Annotated in this window: 18 protein-coding genes and 1 other RNA gene; 14 read left to right on the forward strand and 5 right to left on the reverse strand. The window is 67.2% G+C overall.

Annotated features, from left to right (window positions below; genetic code table 11):
- The coding region (locus A9X05_RS15290) for an acyl-CoA dehydrogenase family protein (RefSeq protein WP_197499073.1) at positions 1–698 on the reverse strand (698 nt) is incomplete at its 3' end.
- 85 nt (positions 699–783) lie between these two features.
- Positions 784–1,572 (reverse strand): histidinol-phosphatase, encoded by a 789-nt coding sequence (hisN, locus tag A9X05_RS15295; protein WP_067757017.1) that lies wholly within the window; start codon positions 1,570–1,572, stop codon positions 784–786.
- 33 nt (positions 1,573–1,605) lie between these two features.
- Between hisN and A9X05_RS15300 the strand changes: the two genes are divergently transcribed.
- Complete coding sequence (locus A9X05_RS15300; RefSeq protein ID WP_067757014.1) at positions 1,606–1,935, forward strand: hypothetical protein; 330 nt, start codon at positions 1,606–1,608, stop codon at positions 1,933–1,935.
- A gap of 7 nt (positions 1,936–1,942) precedes the next feature.
- Here the strand turns inward: A9X05_RS15300 and A9X05_RS15305 are convergent, their stop codons facing one another.
- Positions 1,943–3,019, reverse strand: a complete 1,077-nt coding sequence (locus tag A9X05_RS15305) for a PPE family protein (RefSeq protein WP_067782459.1) — start codon at positions 3,017–3,019, stop codon at positions 1,943–1,945.
- Between the two features lie 88 nt (positions 3,020–3,107).
- Complete coding sequence (locus tag A9X05_RS15310) at positions 3,108–4,268, reverse strand: PPE family protein (protein ID WP_067782462.1); 1,161 nt, start codon at positions 4,266–4,268, stop codon at positions 3,108–3,110.
- Between the two features lie 535 nt (positions 4,269–4,803).
- Here A9X05_RS15310 and A9X05_RS15315 point away from each other — a divergent pair.
- Positions 4,804–5,598, forward strand: a complete 795-nt coding sequence (locus tag A9X05_RS15315; protein ID WP_067782465.1) for a universal stress protein — start codon at positions 4,804–4,806, stop codon at positions 5,596–5,598.
- Positions 5,599–5,696: 98 nt separating this feature from the next.
- Here the strand turns inward: A9X05_RS15315 and A9X05_RS15320 are convergent, their stop codons facing one another.
- Positions 5,697–7,064: an FAD-dependent oxidoreductase gene (locus tag A9X05_RS15320; RefSeq protein ID WP_067757011.1), complete on the reverse strand. Its 1,368-nt coding sequence runs from the start codon at positions 7,062–7,064 to the stop codon at positions 5,697–5,699.
- 163 nt (positions 7,065–7,227) lie between these two features.
- On the opposite strand from A9X05_RS15320, the gene prfB reads away from it, so the two are divergent.
- From prfB to A9X05_RS15380, 12 genes are all read left to right on the forward strand, one after another.
- On the forward strand, positions 7,228–8,349 hold the full coding sequence (prfB, locus tag A9X05_RS15325; RefSeq protein ID WP_067757008.1) for a peptide chain release factor 2: 1,122 nt from the start codon (positions 7,228–7,230) through the stop codon (positions 8,347–8,349).
- Positions 8,339–9,334, forward strand: a complete 996-nt coding sequence (locus A9X05_RS15330; RefSeq protein WP_067782468.1) for a mechanosensitive ion channel family protein — start codon at positions 8,339–8,341, stop codon at positions 9,332–9,334. Before prfB ends, A9X05_RS15330 begins: the two co-directional genes overlap by 11 nt.
- Entirely contained in the window at positions 9,331–9,810 is a 480-nt protein-coding gene (locus tag A9X05_RS15335; protein WP_067782471.1) for a hypothetical protein, read from the forward strand. The genes A9X05_RS15330 and A9X05_RS15335 overlap by 4 nt, the downstream gene beginning before the upstream one ends.
- 43 nt (positions 9,811–9,853) lie before the next feature.
- Entirely contained in the window at positions 9,854–10,543 is a 690-nt protein-coding gene (ftsE, locus tag A9X05_RS15340; RefSeq protein ID WP_067756999.1) for a cell division ATP-binding protein FtsE, read from the forward strand.
- On the forward strand, positions 10,544–11,437 hold the full coding sequence (gene ftsX, locus A9X05_RS15345) for a permease-like cell division protein FtsX (protein WP_067756996.1): 894 nt from the start codon (positions 10,544–10,546) through the stop codon (positions 11,435–11,437).
- A 2-nt stretch (positions 11,438–11,439) separates the two neighbouring features.
- Positions 11,440–11,949: an SsrA-binding protein SmpB gene (gene smpB, locus A9X05_RS15350; RefSeq protein WP_067756993.1), complete on the forward strand. Its 510-nt coding sequence runs from the start codon at positions 11,440–11,442 to the stop codon at positions 11,947–11,949.
- 92 nt (positions 11,950–12,041) lie between these two features.
- Complete coding sequence (locus A9X05_RS15355; RefSeq protein ID WP_197499075.1) at positions 12,042–12,791, forward strand: EamA family transporter; 750 nt, start codon at positions 12,042–12,044, stop codon at positions 12,789–12,791.
- A gap of 54 nt (positions 12,792–12,845) precedes the next feature.
- Positions 12,846–14,090 (forward strand): 26S protease regulatory subunit, encoded by a 1,245-nt coding sequence (locus tag A9X05_RS15360; RefSeq protein WP_231969071.1) that lies wholly within the window; start codon positions 12,846–12,848, stop codon positions 14,088–14,090.
- 6 nt (positions 14,091–14,096) lie between these two features.
- On the forward strand, positions 14,097–15,131 hold the full coding sequence (locus A9X05_RS15365; RefSeq protein ID WP_067756983.1) for a tetratricopeptide repeat protein: 1,035 nt from the start codon (positions 14,097–14,099) through the stop codon (positions 15,129–15,131).
- Positions 15,132–15,149: 18 nt separating this feature from the next.
- On the forward strand, positions 15,150–15,995 hold the full coding sequence (locus tag A9X05_RS15370) for a maleylpyruvate isomerase family mycothiol-dependent enzyme (protein WP_067756980.1): 846 nt from the start codon (positions 15,150–15,152) through the stop codon (positions 15,993–15,995).
- 90 nt (positions 15,996–16,085) lie between these two features.
- Positions 16,086–16,453, forward strand: a transfer-messenger RNA (tmRNA) gene (gene ssrA / locus A9X05_RS15375).
- An 87-nt stretch (positions 16,454–16,540) separates the two neighbouring features.
- A complete protein-coding gene (locus tag A9X05_RS15380; RefSeq protein WP_067782474.1) occupies positions 16,541–17,728 on the forward strand; it encodes an aldose epimerase family protein in 1,188 nt (395 codons plus the stop codon).
- Positions 17,729–17,970: the final 242 nt, after the last annotated feature.

Here is a 17,970-nt window from a genome sequence, read left to right on the forward strand (position 1 = left end):
GCGATGGCGACGCAGGCCTGCGGAACGTTCTCGCCCGCGAACTCGTGCAGATACGTGGCCTGCTGGTCCGCGCTGCCCCAGTGCGTGAGCGCCGCGGCCACACCGCCCGGGGCCAGAATCGGCAGCGCGAGACCCATGTCGCCGTAGGCGAGCGCCTCGGCCACCAGCACGTTGGTCACGCTTGACCGGTGGGCGGCGATGCCCTCGAAGTCCTCGGGGATGTTGATCGCGGTGATGCCCAGCTCGGCGGCCTTGGCGATCAGGTCGGCCGGGTAGGTCGCCGCCTCGTCGGCGCCGGGCGCCGCGGGCCGCAACACCTCGTCGGCGAATTCGGTAAGCGTCTCGACGATCATCTGCTGTTCGTCGTCGGGCGTCAGGTCGAAGTAGTCCTTGCCGCTCGACTTGAGCCGGGTCGGCCCGCCGCGCAGATTCTGCACCCGCCTGAACTGCCGGGAGGCGGCCGCCGCGGTGGAGAAGACGGTCTTCGTGCCGTACTGCAGGCCCCGGTTGACCGGATCGCGCAGACGGTATTTGTCCAGGAATTCCTGGCCCATGAGCGGGGTGAGCAGCGCGATGGCGATGTCGACGCCCGTGCGCTTGTGGTGTTGCAGCCCTACCGCGCTCTGCTGGTCTTTCCGCTTGCGACCGGAGCGGGCGGACTTGGAAGTCTTTGTGGAACCGGAACCTGTGTCGGTCATGTCGGCAGCCTGTGGTTAGTCGGGGCAGTGCGAACAAGGCTATCTTACTCCGGAGTAAGATCACAGAGAACACTTGTTAACTAATTCACAGACCGCCGGCGTCGAGGGCGCGAAGCACGAGTTCGTGCAGCGGCCCGTTGGTCGCCACGGCGCTGCCGCGGTGCGGACCCGCGACGCCGTCGAGTCCGGTCATCGTTCCGCCCGCTTCGCGCACGAGGACGTCGAGGGCAGCGAGGTCCCACACCGACACCTCGGGTTCGGCGGCGATGTCGACGGCCCCCTCGGCCACCAGGCAATAGGACAGGAAGTCGCCGAACGCGCGCACCCGCCAGACCGCGTCGGTGAGCCCGATGAAGCGGTCCCGCAGACCGCGCTCGGCCCAGCCGGACAGGCTGGAGAACGACAGGCTGGCCGAGTCGAGTTGCGCCACAGCGGAAACCGATAGCGGCCGCGGGGGCGCGCCGTCGACCGTGACGAACGCGCCGAGGCCGCGAGCCGCCCACCACCGGCGTTGCAGCGCCGGCGCGCTCACGACGCCGACCGTCGGCACACCGTCTTCGAGCAATGCGATCAAACTGGCCCACACCGGCACGCCGCGCACGAAGTTCTTGGTGCCGTCGATGGGATCGATGATCCACTGCCGCCCGGTGAAAACGGCGGTGCCGCCGAACTCCTCGCCGAGAATGCTGTCCTGTGGCCGTTCGCTCCCTAGCGTCTCGCGGAGTTCGGTTTCCACCGAGCGGTCGGCGTCGGTAACCGGGGTCAGGTCGGGCTTGGTGTCGACGCGCAGGTCCAGCGCGCCGAAGCGGGCGGAAGTCAGCGCGTCCGCGCGGTCGGCCAGCGCGAGCGCCAGCGTCAGATCGTCCCGGCTCATGACGCAGTCCTATCACGGCCCTACGATGGCGGGGTGTGGGAATTCGGAGTCCTGATCCTGCTGCTGGGCGTCTTGGCGGTCGCACTTGCTCAGCGGTTCCTCCCCCGCGGCCCACGTGGAGACCTCTTGAACGGCACGCTGCTGGTGACCGGGGTGAGCCCGCGGCCGGACGCGACCGGCGAGCAATTCGTCACCATCGCCGGGGTCATCAACGGGCCGACGGTCAGCGAGCACGCGGTGTATCAGCGCATGGCCGTCGACGTCGAGCAGTGGCCGACCATGGGCCAGTTGTTTCCGGTGGTGTATTCGCCGAAGAATCCGGACAACTGGAAGTTCGCGCCGTCCGAGCCGCCCCCGGTCTAGCGATCCATCAGCCGGCCGCCGGCGGGCGGGCCATCACCGAGATGCGGACGCCATAACGCGGTACGACCAGCGCGGCCCGCGAGACTCTGCCCCCTGGAATTCCGGGCACCCCGGGCGTGCCGGATCCGGTTCGGGCCAGCGCCTCGGTCGTCGGCAGCGCGGATGGCCCGCCGCCCGGAAGTCCCCCGACGGGGCTGCCCGTCGCGGCCGTCCAGCCGGCGGGCACCGACATCGCCCCGATCCGCCCGGCGCGGGCCAACACGGCATGGACGTTCCCCACACCCGATCCCGGCCCCCCGAGCGCGGGCTGCGTGGGCGCCGCGGCCGGGACGGCCGCGAGGTTCGGCAGGATTCCCAAGTTCTTGTCCGCCTGGATGATTCCGGCGGGAAACCCCTCGGCGTTGAAAAGGGCGTTGAACGTGGTCTGGACAGCCTGGATGCTGTCGAGGATTCGGAAGAGTCCCGAGGTCGAGCCCGGCGCCGCGGAGGCCACCGCCTGAGACCCCGAGTTCGTGCTGGCGTGTGCGACGGCCTGCTGCTGGTCCGCGATCCCGGCCGCATCGGTGGCCGCCCGCGGGGAGAGGAACGGCGAAAGCTGCGCCGCGGCAGCCGAACCCGCCGAATAGGCGTACATCGCGGACGCGTCCTGGGCCCAATACTCGGCGTACTCGGTTTCGGTGGCCGCGATCGCGGCGGTGTTCTGGCCGAAGAAGTTCGTCGCGATCAACTGCGCCAATCGGCTGCGGTTGGCGGCGATCGCGGGCGGGGGCACCGTCATGGCATGGGCGAGTTCGTAAGCCGCCGCCGCGGCCCGGGCCCGCATCGCGGCCTGCCGTGCACGCTCGGCGGTGGTATGCAGCCACGCCACGTAGGGCGCTGCGCCGGCTGCCATCGCCCGGGATGCCGGTCCGTGCCAATGCAACCCCGTCAGCCCCGACAGCACCGATTCGTACACCGCGGCCGTGACGGTCAACTCCGCCGACAGCGAGTCCCACCCTCCCGCGGCGGCCAGCAGCGGGCCGGAACCGGGGCCGGCGTACATCCGGCCGGAGTTCACCTCTGGTGGGAGAATGCCGAAATCCATTGTCCTACAGCCCTATGAGCGCGCACCACGAAGCCGCATGCGTCGGGCGGTTCGTTCCCTGGCCGGCCGTTGGCGGATCGACCGCATGTCACCCGGCGGCCGGCGGCCGCGGTATCACGTTGAGCCGTATCCCGTAGCGGGGCGGCGCACCCACGCCGACGGCTCGCGAGTTGCCGGCGCCCGGCATGCCCGGATAGCCGGGGTATCCGGACGACACCGGCTCCTCGGTGCCCGGCAGCGTGGTGAACCCGGCGGGTGATAACGGCGAGATATGGGTGCTCGTGGGCGCGGACCAGCTGGCCGGCACGGACATCGGCCCGATCGACCCGGCGTGCGACAGCGTTGCGGTGACGTTGCCCAAGCCCCCGCCCAAGCCCGCGGCCGCGCCGCGAAGTGCGGGCGCCGCGACCGCGGGTGCGAGATTGGCCGCGGCCGCCCCCGGCTTGGCCAGGATGCCCAGATTGTTCTCGGCGCCAATGATTCCGGATACGAATTGCTCCATGTTGTAGGGAGCACTGAAGCCGACGCCCGTTCCCTGAATCGCGTCGAGGAGCCGGAAGGCGCCGTTGTTGTTCGCGGCCGCTTGCTGAATGGGTGCGGCCGCCGGATTCGGACTCAGCAACGTCTGCGCCGATTGCGGTGAGAGCGACTGCTTGACGGCATTGGACGCGGCGGCCTTCATGCCGGCCGCGGTCACGGCGGCATGCTGGGCGCTGACCCCGGACTCCGCGGTGGATTTGTTCGCGCTGGCGAACTTCGGCAGCTGCATCGCCGCCGAAGAGGACGCGGCGTAGCCGGTCATGGCTGCGGTGTCCTGGGCCCAGAAATCGGCGTATTGCGCCTCGACGGCCGCGATGGCCGCGGTGTTCTGGCCCACGATGTTGGTCGCCACCAGCGATGCCAGCAGGGTGCGGTTGGCCGCGATCACCGGCGGCGGCACCGTCATCGTGTACGCCTGCTCGTAAGCCGCCGCCGCGGTTCGCGCCTGCATGGCTGTCTGTTGTGTCTGCTCGGCGGTCGCCTGCAACCACGCCAGGTAGCGGGCGGCCGCGAACGCCATCGCGTCGGCAGCGGAGCCCCGCCATTGCAGGCCGAGACTCGGCAGCACCGCCTCGTAAGACGCGGCGGTGGAGGTCAGTTCGGCCGACAGCGCATCCCAACTTCCCGCGGCGGCCAACAGCGATCCCGGCCCCGGGCCGGTGTACATCCGGGCAGAGTTGACCTCTGGCGGAAGAAAAGCCCAATCCATAGTGTCCATCCCTCAAGTGCGTTGTGGGCAAGAATGATTAGCGACGGTCTTTGGCCGCTCGTGCCGGTCGGCGGGCAGGCGAAGCCCTCCCCGGCGAACGGACGAGAGGCGGCCCGGGCGGAATCGCTCCACGGCTGGCTACCGGGCAGCGTGGCGGTTATCGAGTTGGCGGACCGTGCGCACAGGGCATCGCGAGAAACCTTCGATGTTCGGGCACTTCAAAGGTCGCAGGTGCGGACCACACGTGCGGGGTTTTGCTGATTTCGCGGCGCCGGCCACCCTTAATTCAGACTCCGTTTGCCGAGCGTTTACCTTACGTTAACCAGTCCCAGTCTTATCAAACGCCTGACAAATAGCGAAAGCCGCTGAACCGTTTGATAACTGGCGTGGCCTGCGGTCCGCCGCCGCCGGTACCCAGGGGCCGAATGGCACATATTCGGGGACCAATGCCTCTGTGGGAGAGGGGTTCCCGGTCATAGCGTCGTCACCGAGCGACCGGAAAGTGCCCGCCCACAGCTGAGCGAAGGAGCCCTCGATGAGCACCAGCTATCCCGCTCCGGCGATCGTCGTGGGTGTGGACGGATCGAGTGGGGCGGTGCAGGCGGCCCTGTGGGCGATCGACGAGGCAGTCAGCCGGGACATCCCGATGCGATTGGTTTACGTCGTCGATCCACGGGACGCGCCGACCGCGGCCGCCAGCGAGGCGCGCCTCGCCGCCGCACGCACGGCGCTGGCCGACGCCCACCGGGCAGTGGAGGCCACCGGCACGCAGGTGAAGATCGAAGCCGACATCCTTTATGGCAGGCCACTCACCAAGTTGATGGAGGAGGCGAGGTCGGCGGCCATGATCTGCATCGGTTCGATCGGGCTCAACCACGCCCGCCACGGCGGAACGTCCGTCGCGAGCGCCCTGGCCGGCTCGGCCCGGTGCCCGGTGGCCGTCATCCATCAGCCGGCCCGCCGCTCGGCGGCGCCGAAGGTCGGGAGCGTCCTCGCCGAAGTCGACAACGGCATGGTGCTGCGGCACGCTTTCGAGGAGGCGAGGCTGCGCCGAGCCACGCTGCACGCGCTCTGGGTATACGGCGAGGACTCGCACGACGCCGGCGACGGAATGCGTTCGGCCCAAGCACGATTGAGCCGGCGGCTCGCGCGGTGGACGCGACTGTATCCCGACGTCCGGGCGGAATCCGCGATCGTGCGCGGCAGTGTGGAGCAGTACCTGCACGCCAACCCCGAAGCGGGCCAGTTGCTGGTCACCGACTCCCACACCGCCGCCGACGTCTGCAACGTGGGGCATTCGGTGCTGGCGATACGGTGCAGCAACCTGTGACGGCGGATCTGATCGACCGCGCCGACGTGGTGGCGCTCTTGCGTCGTTTTCATGGACGGGCGCTGGACGACGGGCCGCCGGCAACCGTCGCCCGGTGATCAGCCGTGGCTGATCCGCAGCAGCTCGGCCAGGTTGGGCAGCTTGACGCGCGGGCGCCCGTGCGGCTCCCCGGCGGCGCGCTCATGACGGTCGATGACCTCCCAGTGCGCGGAGGTGACCAGTTTGGGCTGGCGTGAGGCCAGCCAGTCGGCCAGCTGGTCGGCGTGGTCGTCGGGGAAGTCCGGCAGACCGGATTCCTTCGCGCGGTCCAGATCGGCGATCAGCGTGTCGACGGTGTCCTGGGAGTCCTTCTTATTGGTGCCGATGACACCGGTCGGCCCGCGCTTGATCCATCCGGCGACGTATTCGTTGCGGCTGCCCTCCACCCGGCCCGCGGCGTTGGGGATGGTCGCGGTCTTCTCGTCGAACGGCAGACCGGGGGTGGGCATACCTCGGTACCCGACCGACCGCACCACCAGTTGAACCGGCAGCTCCTCGCGCTCGCCGGTGTCCTTGGCGGATACCCGGCCGCTGTCGTCGTTGACCAATTCGTTGCGCCCGAGCACGATGCTCTCCACCTTGCCGTCGCCCTTGATCTCGATCGGCGAAGTCATGAACCGGAACACGATCCGGCGATGGCCGGGCCGTGGCGCCCGCGTGGCGTAGTCGCGCAACGCCTTGATGTTCAGCTTCGTCGTCTTGTCCGCGGCGGCCTCGTCGTCGGCGGTGATGCCCTCGAGCTGCGCCGGATCGACGATCACGTCGACGCCTTCCAGATCGGCCAGCTCGCGCAACTCCAGCGTGGTGAACGCGGTCTGCAGCGGCCCGCGCCGCCCGATGATCACCACTTCCTCCACGCCACACGGCCGCAGCGACTCCAGGGCGTGGTCGGCGATGTCGGTGCGTGCGAGCACGTCGGGATCGGTCACCAGGATGCGGGCGACGTCGAGGGCGACGTTGCCGTTGCCGACGACCACGGCCCGGGCGCCCGACAGGTCGGGGCCGGGTTCTTGGAAGTGTGGGTGCGCGTTGTACCAGCCGACGAATTCCACCGCGGCCATGCTGCCGGGCAGGTCCTCGCCGGGAATCTTCAACGACCGGTCGGATTGCGCGCCGATGGCGTAGATCACCGCGTCGTAGCGTTCGGACAGTTCGTCGGGCTGCACGTGCTCGCCGACCACCACATTGCCGAAAAATCTGAAGCGGGGATCTTCGGCGGTCTTTTCGAACTGCCTGCTGATCGACTTGATCTTCGGGTGGTCGGGCGCGACGCCCGAGCGCACCAGCCCCCACGGGGTCGGCAGCATCTCCAGCATGTCGACGGCCACCTCGATGTCTTCGGCCGCGTCCGCCGCTTTGAGCAGGGAGGACGCGGCGAAGAACCCGGACGGTCCGGAGCCGACGATGGCAACGTGGTATGGACGCATACTCGACCTTCTATTCGTGCCCGGTTAGCGCGCGGGGGGCTGGCGGCGCGCGGCGCGGGGTGCACATGACCGTGACTCGATGCTAAACGCATGACCGCTGGTCGTGGCCCGGGCACTCGCCGGGAGCCGGGGCGCTCGGAGCGTCCCGGTAACGTTGTCCGCTGTGGAACCCGACCGTCAAGCCGACATCGCCGCCCTTGACTCCACCCTGACCACGGTGGAGCGGGTGCTCGATGTGGACGGTCTGCGCAGCCGGATCGAGAAGCTCGAACACGAGGCGTCCGATCCCCAATTGTGGGATGACCAGGCCAACGCGCAGCGGGTGACCAGCCAGTTGTCCCACGCCCAGGGGGAACTGCGTCGCATCGAAGAGCTGAGGCAACGGCTCGATGATCTGCCGGTGCTCTACGAGCTGGCGGCCGAAGAAGCGGAGGGCGCCGCCAGCAAAACAGAAGCGCTCGCCGAGGCGGACGCCGAGCTGAAGGCGCTGAGGGCCGATATAGAAGCCACCGAGGTGCGCACGCTGCTCTCGGGGGAGTACGACGAGCGGGAGGCGCTGGTCACCATCCGGTCGGGCGCCGGCGGGGTGGACGCGGCCGACTGGGCCGAGATGCTGATGCGGATGTACATCCGGTGGGCCGAGCAGCACAAGTACCCCGTCGAAGTGTTCGACACGTCCTACGCCGAGGAGGCGGGCATCAAGAGCGCGACGTTCGCCGTGCACGCCCCGTTCGCCTACGGCACGTTGTCGGTCGAGCAGGGTACCCATCGATTGGTCAGGATCAGCCCCTTTGACAACCAGAATCGACGCCAGACGTCGTTCGCGGAGGTCGAGGTGCTTCCCGTGGTGGACACCACCGATCACATCGACATCCCGGAAGGCGATGTGCGCGTTGATGTTTACCGCTCCAGCGGGCCCGGCGGCCAATCCGTGAACACCACCGACTCGGCCGTTCGTCTAACCCACATCCCAACGGGTATCGTCGTGACTTGCCAGAACGAAAAATCGCAATTGCAGAACAAGGTCTCGGCGATGCGAGTGCTTCAGGCAAAGTTGTTGGAGCGCAAGCGTTCCGAAGAACGCGCAGAACTCGACGCGTTGAAAGGTGAAGGCGGCAGTTCGTGGGGCAATCAGATGCGCTCCTACGTTCTGCATCCCTATCAGATGGTCAAGGATCTGCGGACCGAGTACGAGGTCGGCAATCCGGCGGCCGTCCTGGACGGAGACATCGACGGGTTCCTGGAAGCGGGAATCCGGTGGCGCAACCGAAAAGATGACGACTAACACAACTCTTCTTGCCTCGACCGCCCTGACAAGGGCGCTGGGCTGGCACGAATTTTGGCGCGGCGACATCGGGCAGTGGATCATCAGCCGCGGTCTGAGGATCGTGATGGTGCTGATCGTGGCGGTGCTGGCGGCCCGGTTCGTCAACTGGGTGGCGCAGCAGATCACCCGTCAGCTCAACCTGGGTTTCGCCGAAAGCGACGCGCTGGTGCGCTCGGAGGCGACCAAGCACCGCCAGGCGATGGCCTCGGTGATCTCCTGGGTGTCGGTGGTCCTGATCAGCATCTGGGTGATCATGCAGATCGCCGACGTGCTGCAGTTCTCCGTGGGGGGACTGGTCGCGCCGGCCACCGTGGTCGGCGCCGCCCTGGGTTTCGGGGCGCAGCAGCTCGTCAGGGACCTGTTGTCCGGCTTCTTCATCTTGGCGGAGCGCCAGTACGGCTTCGGGGACCTGGTCACCCTCACCGTCGTTTCCTCGACGGAGGCCAGCGGCACCGTCGAGAACGTGACGCTTCGGGTGACCCGCCTGCGCTCAGCGGACGGCGAGGTGTTGACCATCCCCAACGGACAGATCGTCAAGGTGGTCAACCTGTCCAAGGACTGGGCGCGCGCGGTGGTGGACATCCCGGTGTCCACCAGCGCCGACCTGAACCGGGTCAACGAGGTCTTGCACCAGGAATGCGACCGCGCGATGGAAAACCCGCTACTGGGCGAGTTGCTGTTGGACGCGCCCACCGTCATGGGTGTGGAGAGCATCGAAGTCGACACCGTCACCCTGCGTCTGGTGGCCCGCACGCTGCCCGGCAAGCAGTTCGAGGCCGGCCGACAGCTGCGTGTCCTGGTCATACGGGCGCTGGCCCGCGTCGGCATCATGACCGCGGCGGACGCGAAGGTCGGGCTGGTGGAAGACCCGTCCGTCCCGGTGGCCCAGGCGGCCGAGGAGCGAATCGACGACGACGTCGAAGGTGCGGTGCAGAAGCGTTGAAATTCACCCTGAGCATCTTCGAGAAGCGCAGCGAAGACTCGGACGCGGATCATCGCTGGCCGAAATACATGTTCGGCGGGCGGCTCCGCACCTCGACCCTCGTGCTGATCATCGCCTTCTTCGCCGCGTGGTGGGTCTACGACACCTACCGCCCGGAACCGGCGCCCAAGCCACCCGCGCAGCAGGTGGTGCCGCCCGGTTTCGTCCCCGACCCGAACTACACCTGGGTGCCGCGCAGTCGCGTGCAGCAGCCGCCGCCGACCGTCACCTACACGCCGACCCCGACGAGCACGCCGCCGCCGCCACCGCCGCCCGTGACGACGACCACCACCACGCCGCCACCGGCGCTGCCGCAGCTGCCGTGCCTGCTGCCGCCGCCCTTCTGCCCGCCCAGCACCAGCAGCCCCGCATCGCCGCCTCAGCTACCGCAGCCGGGGCCCGGCCCGGCGCCCACTTCGCCACCGCCGGCCAGTTGACTTGGCTTGCCAGCGAAATTCACGGCTACACTGGCGTGCCGTGATGATCACCCTTGACCATGTCAGCAAGAAGTACAAAGCGTCGGCCCGTCCGGCGTTAGAGGACGTGAACGTCAAAATCGACAAGGGTGAGTTCGTCTTCCTGATCGGCCCGTCGGGTTCCGGTAAGTCGACGTTCATGCGGCTGCTGCTCGGCGAGGAGAACCCCACCTCCGGCGACATCCGGGTGTCGAAGTTCCACGTCAACAAGCTGCGCGGTCGTCACATTCCGAAGCTGCGCCAGGTGATCGGAACCGTGTTCCAGGACTTCCGCCTGCTGCAGCAGAAGACCGTCTACGAGAACGTCGCCTTCGCGCTGGAGGTGATCGGCCGGCGGGCCGACGCCATCAACCGGGTGGTGCCCGAGGTGCTCGAAACGGTCGGCCTGTCCGGCAAAGCGAACCGGCTGCCCCACGAGTTGTCCGGCGGCGAGCAGCAACGCGTGGCGATCGCGCGCGCGTACGTCAACCGGCCCCTGGTTCTGCTGGCCGACGAGCCGACTGGCAATCTCGACCCAGACACCAGTAAGGACATCATGGATTTGTTGGAGCGGATCAACCGCACGGGGACGACGGTGTTGATGGCGACGCACGACCACCACATCGTCGACTCGATGCGTCAGCGCGTCGTGGAGTTGTCTCTGGGGCGGCTGGTTCGCGACGAGCAGCGCGGCATCTATGGGATGGACCGCTAAGTGCGCTTTGGCTTCCTGTTCAACGAGGTCCTGACCGGGCTCCGTCGCAACGTCACGATGACGGCGGCGATGATCCTCACCACGGCCATCTCGATCGGCCTGTTCGGTGGCGGTCTGCTGGTGGTGCGGTTGGCCGACAACTCGCGGGAGATCTATCTCGACCGCGTGGAGACGCAGGTGTTCCTCACCGACGACATCTCCGCCAACGACGCGACATGCGGGTCCGGCCCGTGTAAAGCGCTGCGGGACAAGATCGATGCGCGCCAAGACGTCAAATCGGTGCGTTTCGTCAACCGGCAGGACGCCTACAACGACGCGATCAAGAAGTTCCCGGAGTTCAAGGACGTGGCGGGCAAGGAGTCGTTTCCCGCGTCGTTCATCGTCAAGCTGAACAACCCCGAACAGCACGCGGAGTTCGACGCCGCGATGCAGGGCCAGCCCGGCGTGCGCAGCATCCTCAACGAAAAAGATTTGATAGATAGGCTATTCGCCGTCCTGGACGGTTTGCGCGACGCCGCGTTCGCCGTCGCCCTGGTGCAGGCCATCGGGGCGATCCTGCTGATTGCCAACATGGTCCAGGTCGCCGCGCACACGCGGCGCACGGAGATCCAGATCATGCGGTTGGTCGGGGCCAGCCGCTGGTACACCCAGCTGCCGTTCCTGGTGGAGGCGATGCTGGCCGCGGCCATCGGTGTCGCCATCGCGATCGTCGGCCTGGTTCTGGTGCGAGCGTGGTTCCTGGACAACGCGCTGAGCCAGTTCTACCAAGCGCATTTGATCGCCAAGGTCGACTACGCCGACATCCTCTACATCTCGCCGTGGCTGTTCCTGCTCGGCGTGTCGATCGCCGGGCTGACCTCCTACGCGACGTTGCGCCTCTACATCCGGCGGTAGCTGTGGCGAAAGATCCCGGCCGGGCCAGGGCGGCGGGCGGCAAGCGTGGCAGCAAACAGATCATCGCCACCAATCGCAAAGCGCGGCACAACTATTCGATCCTCGAGGAGTTCGAGGCCGGAGTGTCTTTACAGGGCACCGAGGTGAAGAGTCTGCGCGAGGGACACGCGTCCCTGGCCGACGCGTTCGCAACCGTCGACGACGGCGAAGTGTGGTTGCGCAACTTGTACATTCCCGAGTATCAGCACGGTAGCTGGACCAACCATGAGCCACGTCGAAACCGAAAGTTGTTGTTACATAGGCAACAAATCGACCGTCTGGTCGGAAAGATACGAGATGGTAACCTCGCCCTCGTGCCGATGTCTCTGTATTTCTCCGAAGGAAAGGTCAAGGTCGAGCTCGCGTTAGCGCGCGGCAAGCGAGCGCACGACAAACGTCAGGACATGGCCCGCCGCGATGCCCAGCGCGAAGTGGTCCGTGAATTGGGTCGCCGAGCCAAGGGCATGAGCTGATCGGGGCCGCTTACGCGCAGCTGTCGGCCGTTACTTACGGCGTCAGCGATTTCGTGGGCGGTGTAGCCGCTCGCCGGGTCGCCGCGCTGCGCGTGATGCTGGTGGTCTATCCGATCGAGACGTTCTTGCTGGGCGCGCTGGCCCTGGCGGTGGGCGGGCCGATCTCGTGGGGCGCCGTTTTCTGGGGTTGCCTCTACGGCGTCGGAATGGCGGTCGGCATGTGGGCCTTCTTTGCCGCGCTGGGCGCCGGGCCGATCTCTGTCGTCTCGCCGCTGGCGGCGGTGCTGAACGCGGCCGTCCCGGTCGCGGTCGGAGTGGCGCTGGGGGAGCGGCCGGGGCCAGGCGCTTCGGTGGGCTTCGTGCTGGCGTTGGTCGCGGTCATGCTGGTGAGCCGGGAAGCGACCGCACAGGGCGTCACCCCGTATCGATTCACCCCGAAGGTGGCGTGGCTCACGCTGCTGGCCGGTTCGGCGATGGGACTGAACCTGGTCTTTCTGCACCAGGCGCCCCACGCGTGCAAACTGTGGCCGCTGGTCTTCGCCCGGCTCGCGGCCACCGTGGTGATCTTCGTGATGGCCGCGGCCAGTGACAACCTGCGGGCGCCGCGCGGGAAGCCGTTGAAGCTGGCGTTGGCCGTGGCCGTGCTGGACATCTGCGCCAACGTGACCATGCTGCTGGCGTTGCACACCTGGTTGCTCTCGCTGGCCAGCATCCTGATCTCCCTCTACCCGGCGGCCACGGTCGTGCTGGCGATGGTCGTGCTGCGCGAGCGGCTCACGCGGTGGCAGGGGTTCGGCATGGTGATGGCCATGGGCTCCGTGGCCATGATCGCCGCCAGCTGACGGCGCTGCCCCCTTAGTATTGGGCTGCCAGCACTCATACGCGGGGAGATGACGGTGGGGGCATCCGATACCGAGGACCCGGTCATCCGGGAGTTGTCGGGCGCGGTGGAACGCAGCCCCGACGTGATCGAGCTGAGGCTGCATCTCGCCAATTTGCTCGCGGACAAGGGGCGGTACGCCGAGGCGCTGAGTCACTGCAGTACGGCGCTGACCCAGCAACCGGGCAACGCCCAGGCACTGAGCCTGCTGCAGCGGTGCACCGCGGCGCTGGGGGCATCGTCCGAGGGTCCGCCGTCGCCGGGAGAGCCACCCGCCGGCCAGGAGGGGTTCGACTGGTCGAGCGCCGAACGCGAGGTCGCCGACATCATCGAGCCCGCGTTCGTCGAGCGCCCCCCGGACGCCGTCAACGAGGACGACTTCGACGTCGTGCAGCGCGTCCGCGTCCGGCTCGACGACGTCGCCGGCATGGAGGACGTCAAACGGCAGCTGGACCTTTCGCTGCTCGGCCCGATCAAGAATCCCGAGCTGATGAAGGCGTACAAGGTGACCGCGCGCGGCGGGCTGCTGCTGTACGGCCCACCGGGCTGCGGCAAGACGTTCATTGCCAAAGCCATTTCGGGCGAGCTGGGTGCGAACTTCTATCAAGTTGGCATCGCCGACGTTCTGCACCAGTGGTTCGGTAACAGCGAGCGCAGCATCCGCGCCGTCTTCGACACCGCCCGGCGCAACGCGCCCTGCGTGCTGTTCTTCGACGAGGTGGACGCGTTGGGTCATCGGCGCTCGGCCCTGAGCGGCAGCTCGGGGATGCGGCCGGTGGTGAACACGCTGCTGGAGGAGATGGATTCGGCGGGGTCGATCAACGACGGTGTGTACGTGCTGGGCGCCACCAACGCGCCCTGGGATGTCGACCCGGCGCTGAGGCGGCCGGGCCGATTCGACCGGATGATTTTCGTCGGCCTGCCCGACGTCGGCGCCCGAGCGGGCATCGTGCGATCGCACCTGCAGGACCGGCCGGTCTCCGGTATCGACCTCAAGACGATCGCCAACCGCACCGAAAGCTTCTCCGGCGCCGACTTGGCCTACGTGTGCGAGATCGCGACGCAGCTTGCGATGGCGGATTCGATGCGCAGCGGCCAGGTGCGGCCGGTGCTGATGGCCGATATCGACAACGCGCTCGCTCAGATCCGGCCCAGCACCGGCCCCTGGTTCGAGACGGCGCGCAATGTCGTCGAATTCGCCAACGGTGACGGCACGTACGACGAGTTGGCGAAGTACCTGCGCCGCAGGAAGTTTCGGTGACCACCGGTGACGTCGGACCCCGGCGTTCGAGCCGACAGCGCCCTGCAGGTCGCCCGCGCGTATTACGCGACCAGGAATTACCAGCGGACACGAGATGTCACCCGCGCTGCGTTGTCGCAAAATCCCAACGACCCTGACCTGCTGGCCCTGCACGCCGCGGCCGATCACGCACTCAAAAACCATGGGCCCGCAGCCAACAGCGCATATGCAGCGTTGTCGGTCGCGCCGCAACACGAATTCGCGATGCGGGTCTACGCGTTGGCGCTCGAGGGTCTCGGCCGCAACTATGACGCAATGTGGATGGCGTGGCGGGGGGTGGTCGCCCATCCGAACCAGGCAGCCCAATACCGCCTGTACGCGGCTCTGCTGCTGAGGTCGCGACAAATGGCGACGGCCCTGTACGTCATCGATAGGGCGCTGCAGCTCGAACCCAACGATGTCGATGCGCTGAACTTGCGGGGCGCGATCCTGCATCGGCTCGGGCGGCGTTCCGAATCCGTCGCCTCCTATCGGCAAGCGTTGCAGTTGGATCCCGGCAACGCCGAGGCGCTCAACGATCTGGCCATTCACCGATTGGATGGGAACAAGTTTGGTCGCGCCCTGCGTGGGTTTCTCGGGGCCGCGGGAAGCGACCCGGAACTGGCGGACCTGGCTCGCCGAAACATCGGGGTGGTGCTGCGAAAGGTGCTCGCTGGCGTCACCGTCGGGGCCGGTGTGCTGAGCGTGTTGCTCGCCATCACCGCGGGGGCTTACAACGACGGGCGTCCGACCGCGGTGGCGCGAGTGGCCGTGGGGTTGCTCACCGCGGCCATGATCGCCGTGCTGTGGTGGCTAGTGCGTGCGATTCCGCGCGGCGTGCTGCTGTCCGTGTTGCGCAAGCAGCGATTCTCCGCCGCCCGCGCCATCCACGCGCTGGTCGCCATCGCGGCGGGGGCGTGGGTCACCGTCTACCCCGGACCCCCGGCGATGATCGCCGTCGGCGGACTGCTGGCCGTGGGCGCCCTGGTCATTATTCGGATCGGGCTCTTGATCGGGAAATGATCGGCCTACTATCCGACCATGGCCGATCGCCCTGTCACCAAGCTCGACAAGTCCGAAGTGCTCGCGGGTCTGTTCGCGGTGTGGGACGACATCACCGCCCTGCTGGACGGGTTGCCGGAGGCGGAGTGGGAGGCGGCCAGCCCGCTGCCCGGTTGGGACGTCAAGGCGTTGGTGGCGCACATGATCGGCACCGAGTCGTTCCTCGCCGGCGTCCCCGCGCCGCAACCCGACATCGACGTCTCGACGCTCGAGCATGTTCGCAACGACATCGGCGCGATGAACGAGTGCTGGGTGCGCTACCTGAGCGCGGAGCCCGGCGGCGACGTGCTCAAACGGTTCAAGGACATCACCGACGACCGGCGCGCGGCGCTGACGGACATGTCCGCCGAGGACTGGGACGCCGTGACGGTGACGCCGGTGGGCCCGGAGAGCTACGGGCGATTCATGCGCGTCCGGGTGTTCGACTGCTGGATGCACGAGCAGGACATCCGCGAGGCGCTGCGCTGGCCGTCGTCCGATGAGCAGCTCGCCAGTCCCGCGGCTGAACTGTCCCTGGACGAGATCGCCGCCACCATGGGCTACGTGGTGGGCAAGCGGGCCAAGGCGCCCGAGGGCTCGCGGGTCCTGTTCGAGCTGACCGGGCCGCTGTCCCGCAACATCCGCGTCAGCGTCGATGGGCGGGCCCGGTTGGTCGATGACTTCGGCGGCCAGGAGCCGACGGTGGCGATCCGGCTGGACGGCCTGCAGTTCACCCGGCTGGCCGGCGGCCGGCCCATGTGCCGCGCCCGGGCGCAATCCGTCGACCTCGGCGGTGACGAGGACGTGGCCGCCCAGGTCGTCGAGCACCTGAATTTCGTGATCTGATCGCAGCGCGGACCGGGAAGATACGTTCGTTGCCGCGCGTTGATCACGGCGTACTATTGATTGTCCTGCCGAAAATCGGCGGGGATGCGAGGGGCTGAACGGTTTCGACTTCGCGCATCGAATCAAGGGAAGCGTGCCGGTGCAGGCAAGAGACCACCGTAAGCGTCGTTGCAACCAATTAAGCGCCGATTCACATCAGCGCGACTACGCTCTCGCTGCCTAAGCGACAGCTAGTCCGTCAGACCGGGAAAGCCCTCGACCCGGAGCCTGGCGTCAGCTAGAGGGATCAACCGATGAGTTCGGTCGCGGGGCTCATCGGGACACCAACAGCGACTGGGATCGTCATCCTGGCTTGTTCGCGTGACCAGGAGATCCGAGTAGAGGCATAGCGAACTGCGCACGGAGAAGTCTTGAGGGAATGCCGTAGGACCCGGGTTCGATTCCCGGCAGCTCCACCAAATGGATCGCCGCTTGGCGGTCCTTTCGTTTGACTGGACAGAACGCTTCGCCCGGTTACTCCGAATGGACGAAGGCGAGGGGCGCCCATGCGCGGTAAGCGACCGTTTCAGCTGATCTCCGTCCTCGCTGTCGCGGGCTTGGCCGCCTGTGTCAATACGACGACAAACACCGCCACGGACCGCGGCAACGCACCCGCAGGGCCGCCGTCGATAACCAGCGAGCCGTTCGGTCAGGTGGGTGAGGCGCACGTGCGCCGCTATACGCTCACCAGCGGACACGGCATGCGCGTGCGAATCCTGACCTACGGCGGCATCATTCAGTCGATCGAGGTCCCCGACCGCACCGGGCTCATCGGCAATGTGGTGTTGGGTTTTCCGACCCTGGACGGGTACCTGAACAACACCGGATCCGCCAAGACCTATTTCGGCGCGCTCGTCGGCCGCTACGGCAACCGGATCGCCAAGGCGGCATTCTCGTTGAACGGCAACGAGTATCACCTGCCGATCAACAACAACGGCAACAGCCTGCACGGTGGCACCGCGGGCTTCGATACCAAGGTGTGGCAGGCAAGCCGGCGCGACGGCGGCGACAGCGTTGGCCTGGAACTCCAATATGTCAGCCCCGCAGGCGAAATGGGGTACCCCGGGACGCTGACGGTCACCGTCACCTACACCCTGAACCGGCGGAACGAACTACGCATCGACTACCACGCGACCACCGATGCGCCGACCGTGATCAACCTGACCAATCACAGCTACTTCAACCTGGCGGGCGAGGACACGCGCGACGTGTACGACCAGAAGGTCACCATCCATGCCGACAACTACACGCCGACCGACGCCACACAGATTCCGACGGGCCAGATCGTCCCGGTGAAGGGCACGCCGTTCGATTTCACCTCACCGACCGCGATCGGAGCGCGTATCACCGCGAACGACCCACAGCTGCTGATGGCGCACGGCTACGACCACAACTGGGTGATCAACCGGGGCGACAAAGCAGGCCTGGTGGAAGCGGCCAGGGCGGAGGATGCGCAGACAGGGCGCACGCTGACCGTCTCCACGACCGAGCCCGGGGTGCAGTTCTACACCTCCAACTTCCTTGACGGTGCGTTCACCGGCACCAGCGGGCATATCTACCGGCAGGGTGCGGGATTCACGATGGAGACCCAGCACTTCCCTGATTCGCCGAACCACCCGAACTTTCCGACGACCACGCTCAACCCCGGCCAGACCTACGATTCGACGACTGTTTTCGCCTTCGGCACGCAATGAGCCGTGGGGCCGGCGCCCGTATCTGCGGTGAGACTGGCTCGATTCTCGAACACCTCCACAGAGAATGTCCTGCTCACGGCGGTAATTTGCGTTGCGCCAGGGGTGAGCGGCTTTAATCGTGATGAACTCTCGCAGCTATAACGAGGAGCTTTTCATGACCTATCGCCGCCTTGCCTTGGCACTGGGCGCGGTGGCGGCGGCGGCCGCCGTCATTCCCGTCGCGGCCCACGGTGCGCCGCCGA

It is taken from the genome of Mycobacterium sp. E3298 (genome assembly GCF_001666895.1).
GTDB lineage: Bacteria > Actinomycetota > Actinomycetes > Mycobacteriales > Mycobacteriaceae > Mycobacterium.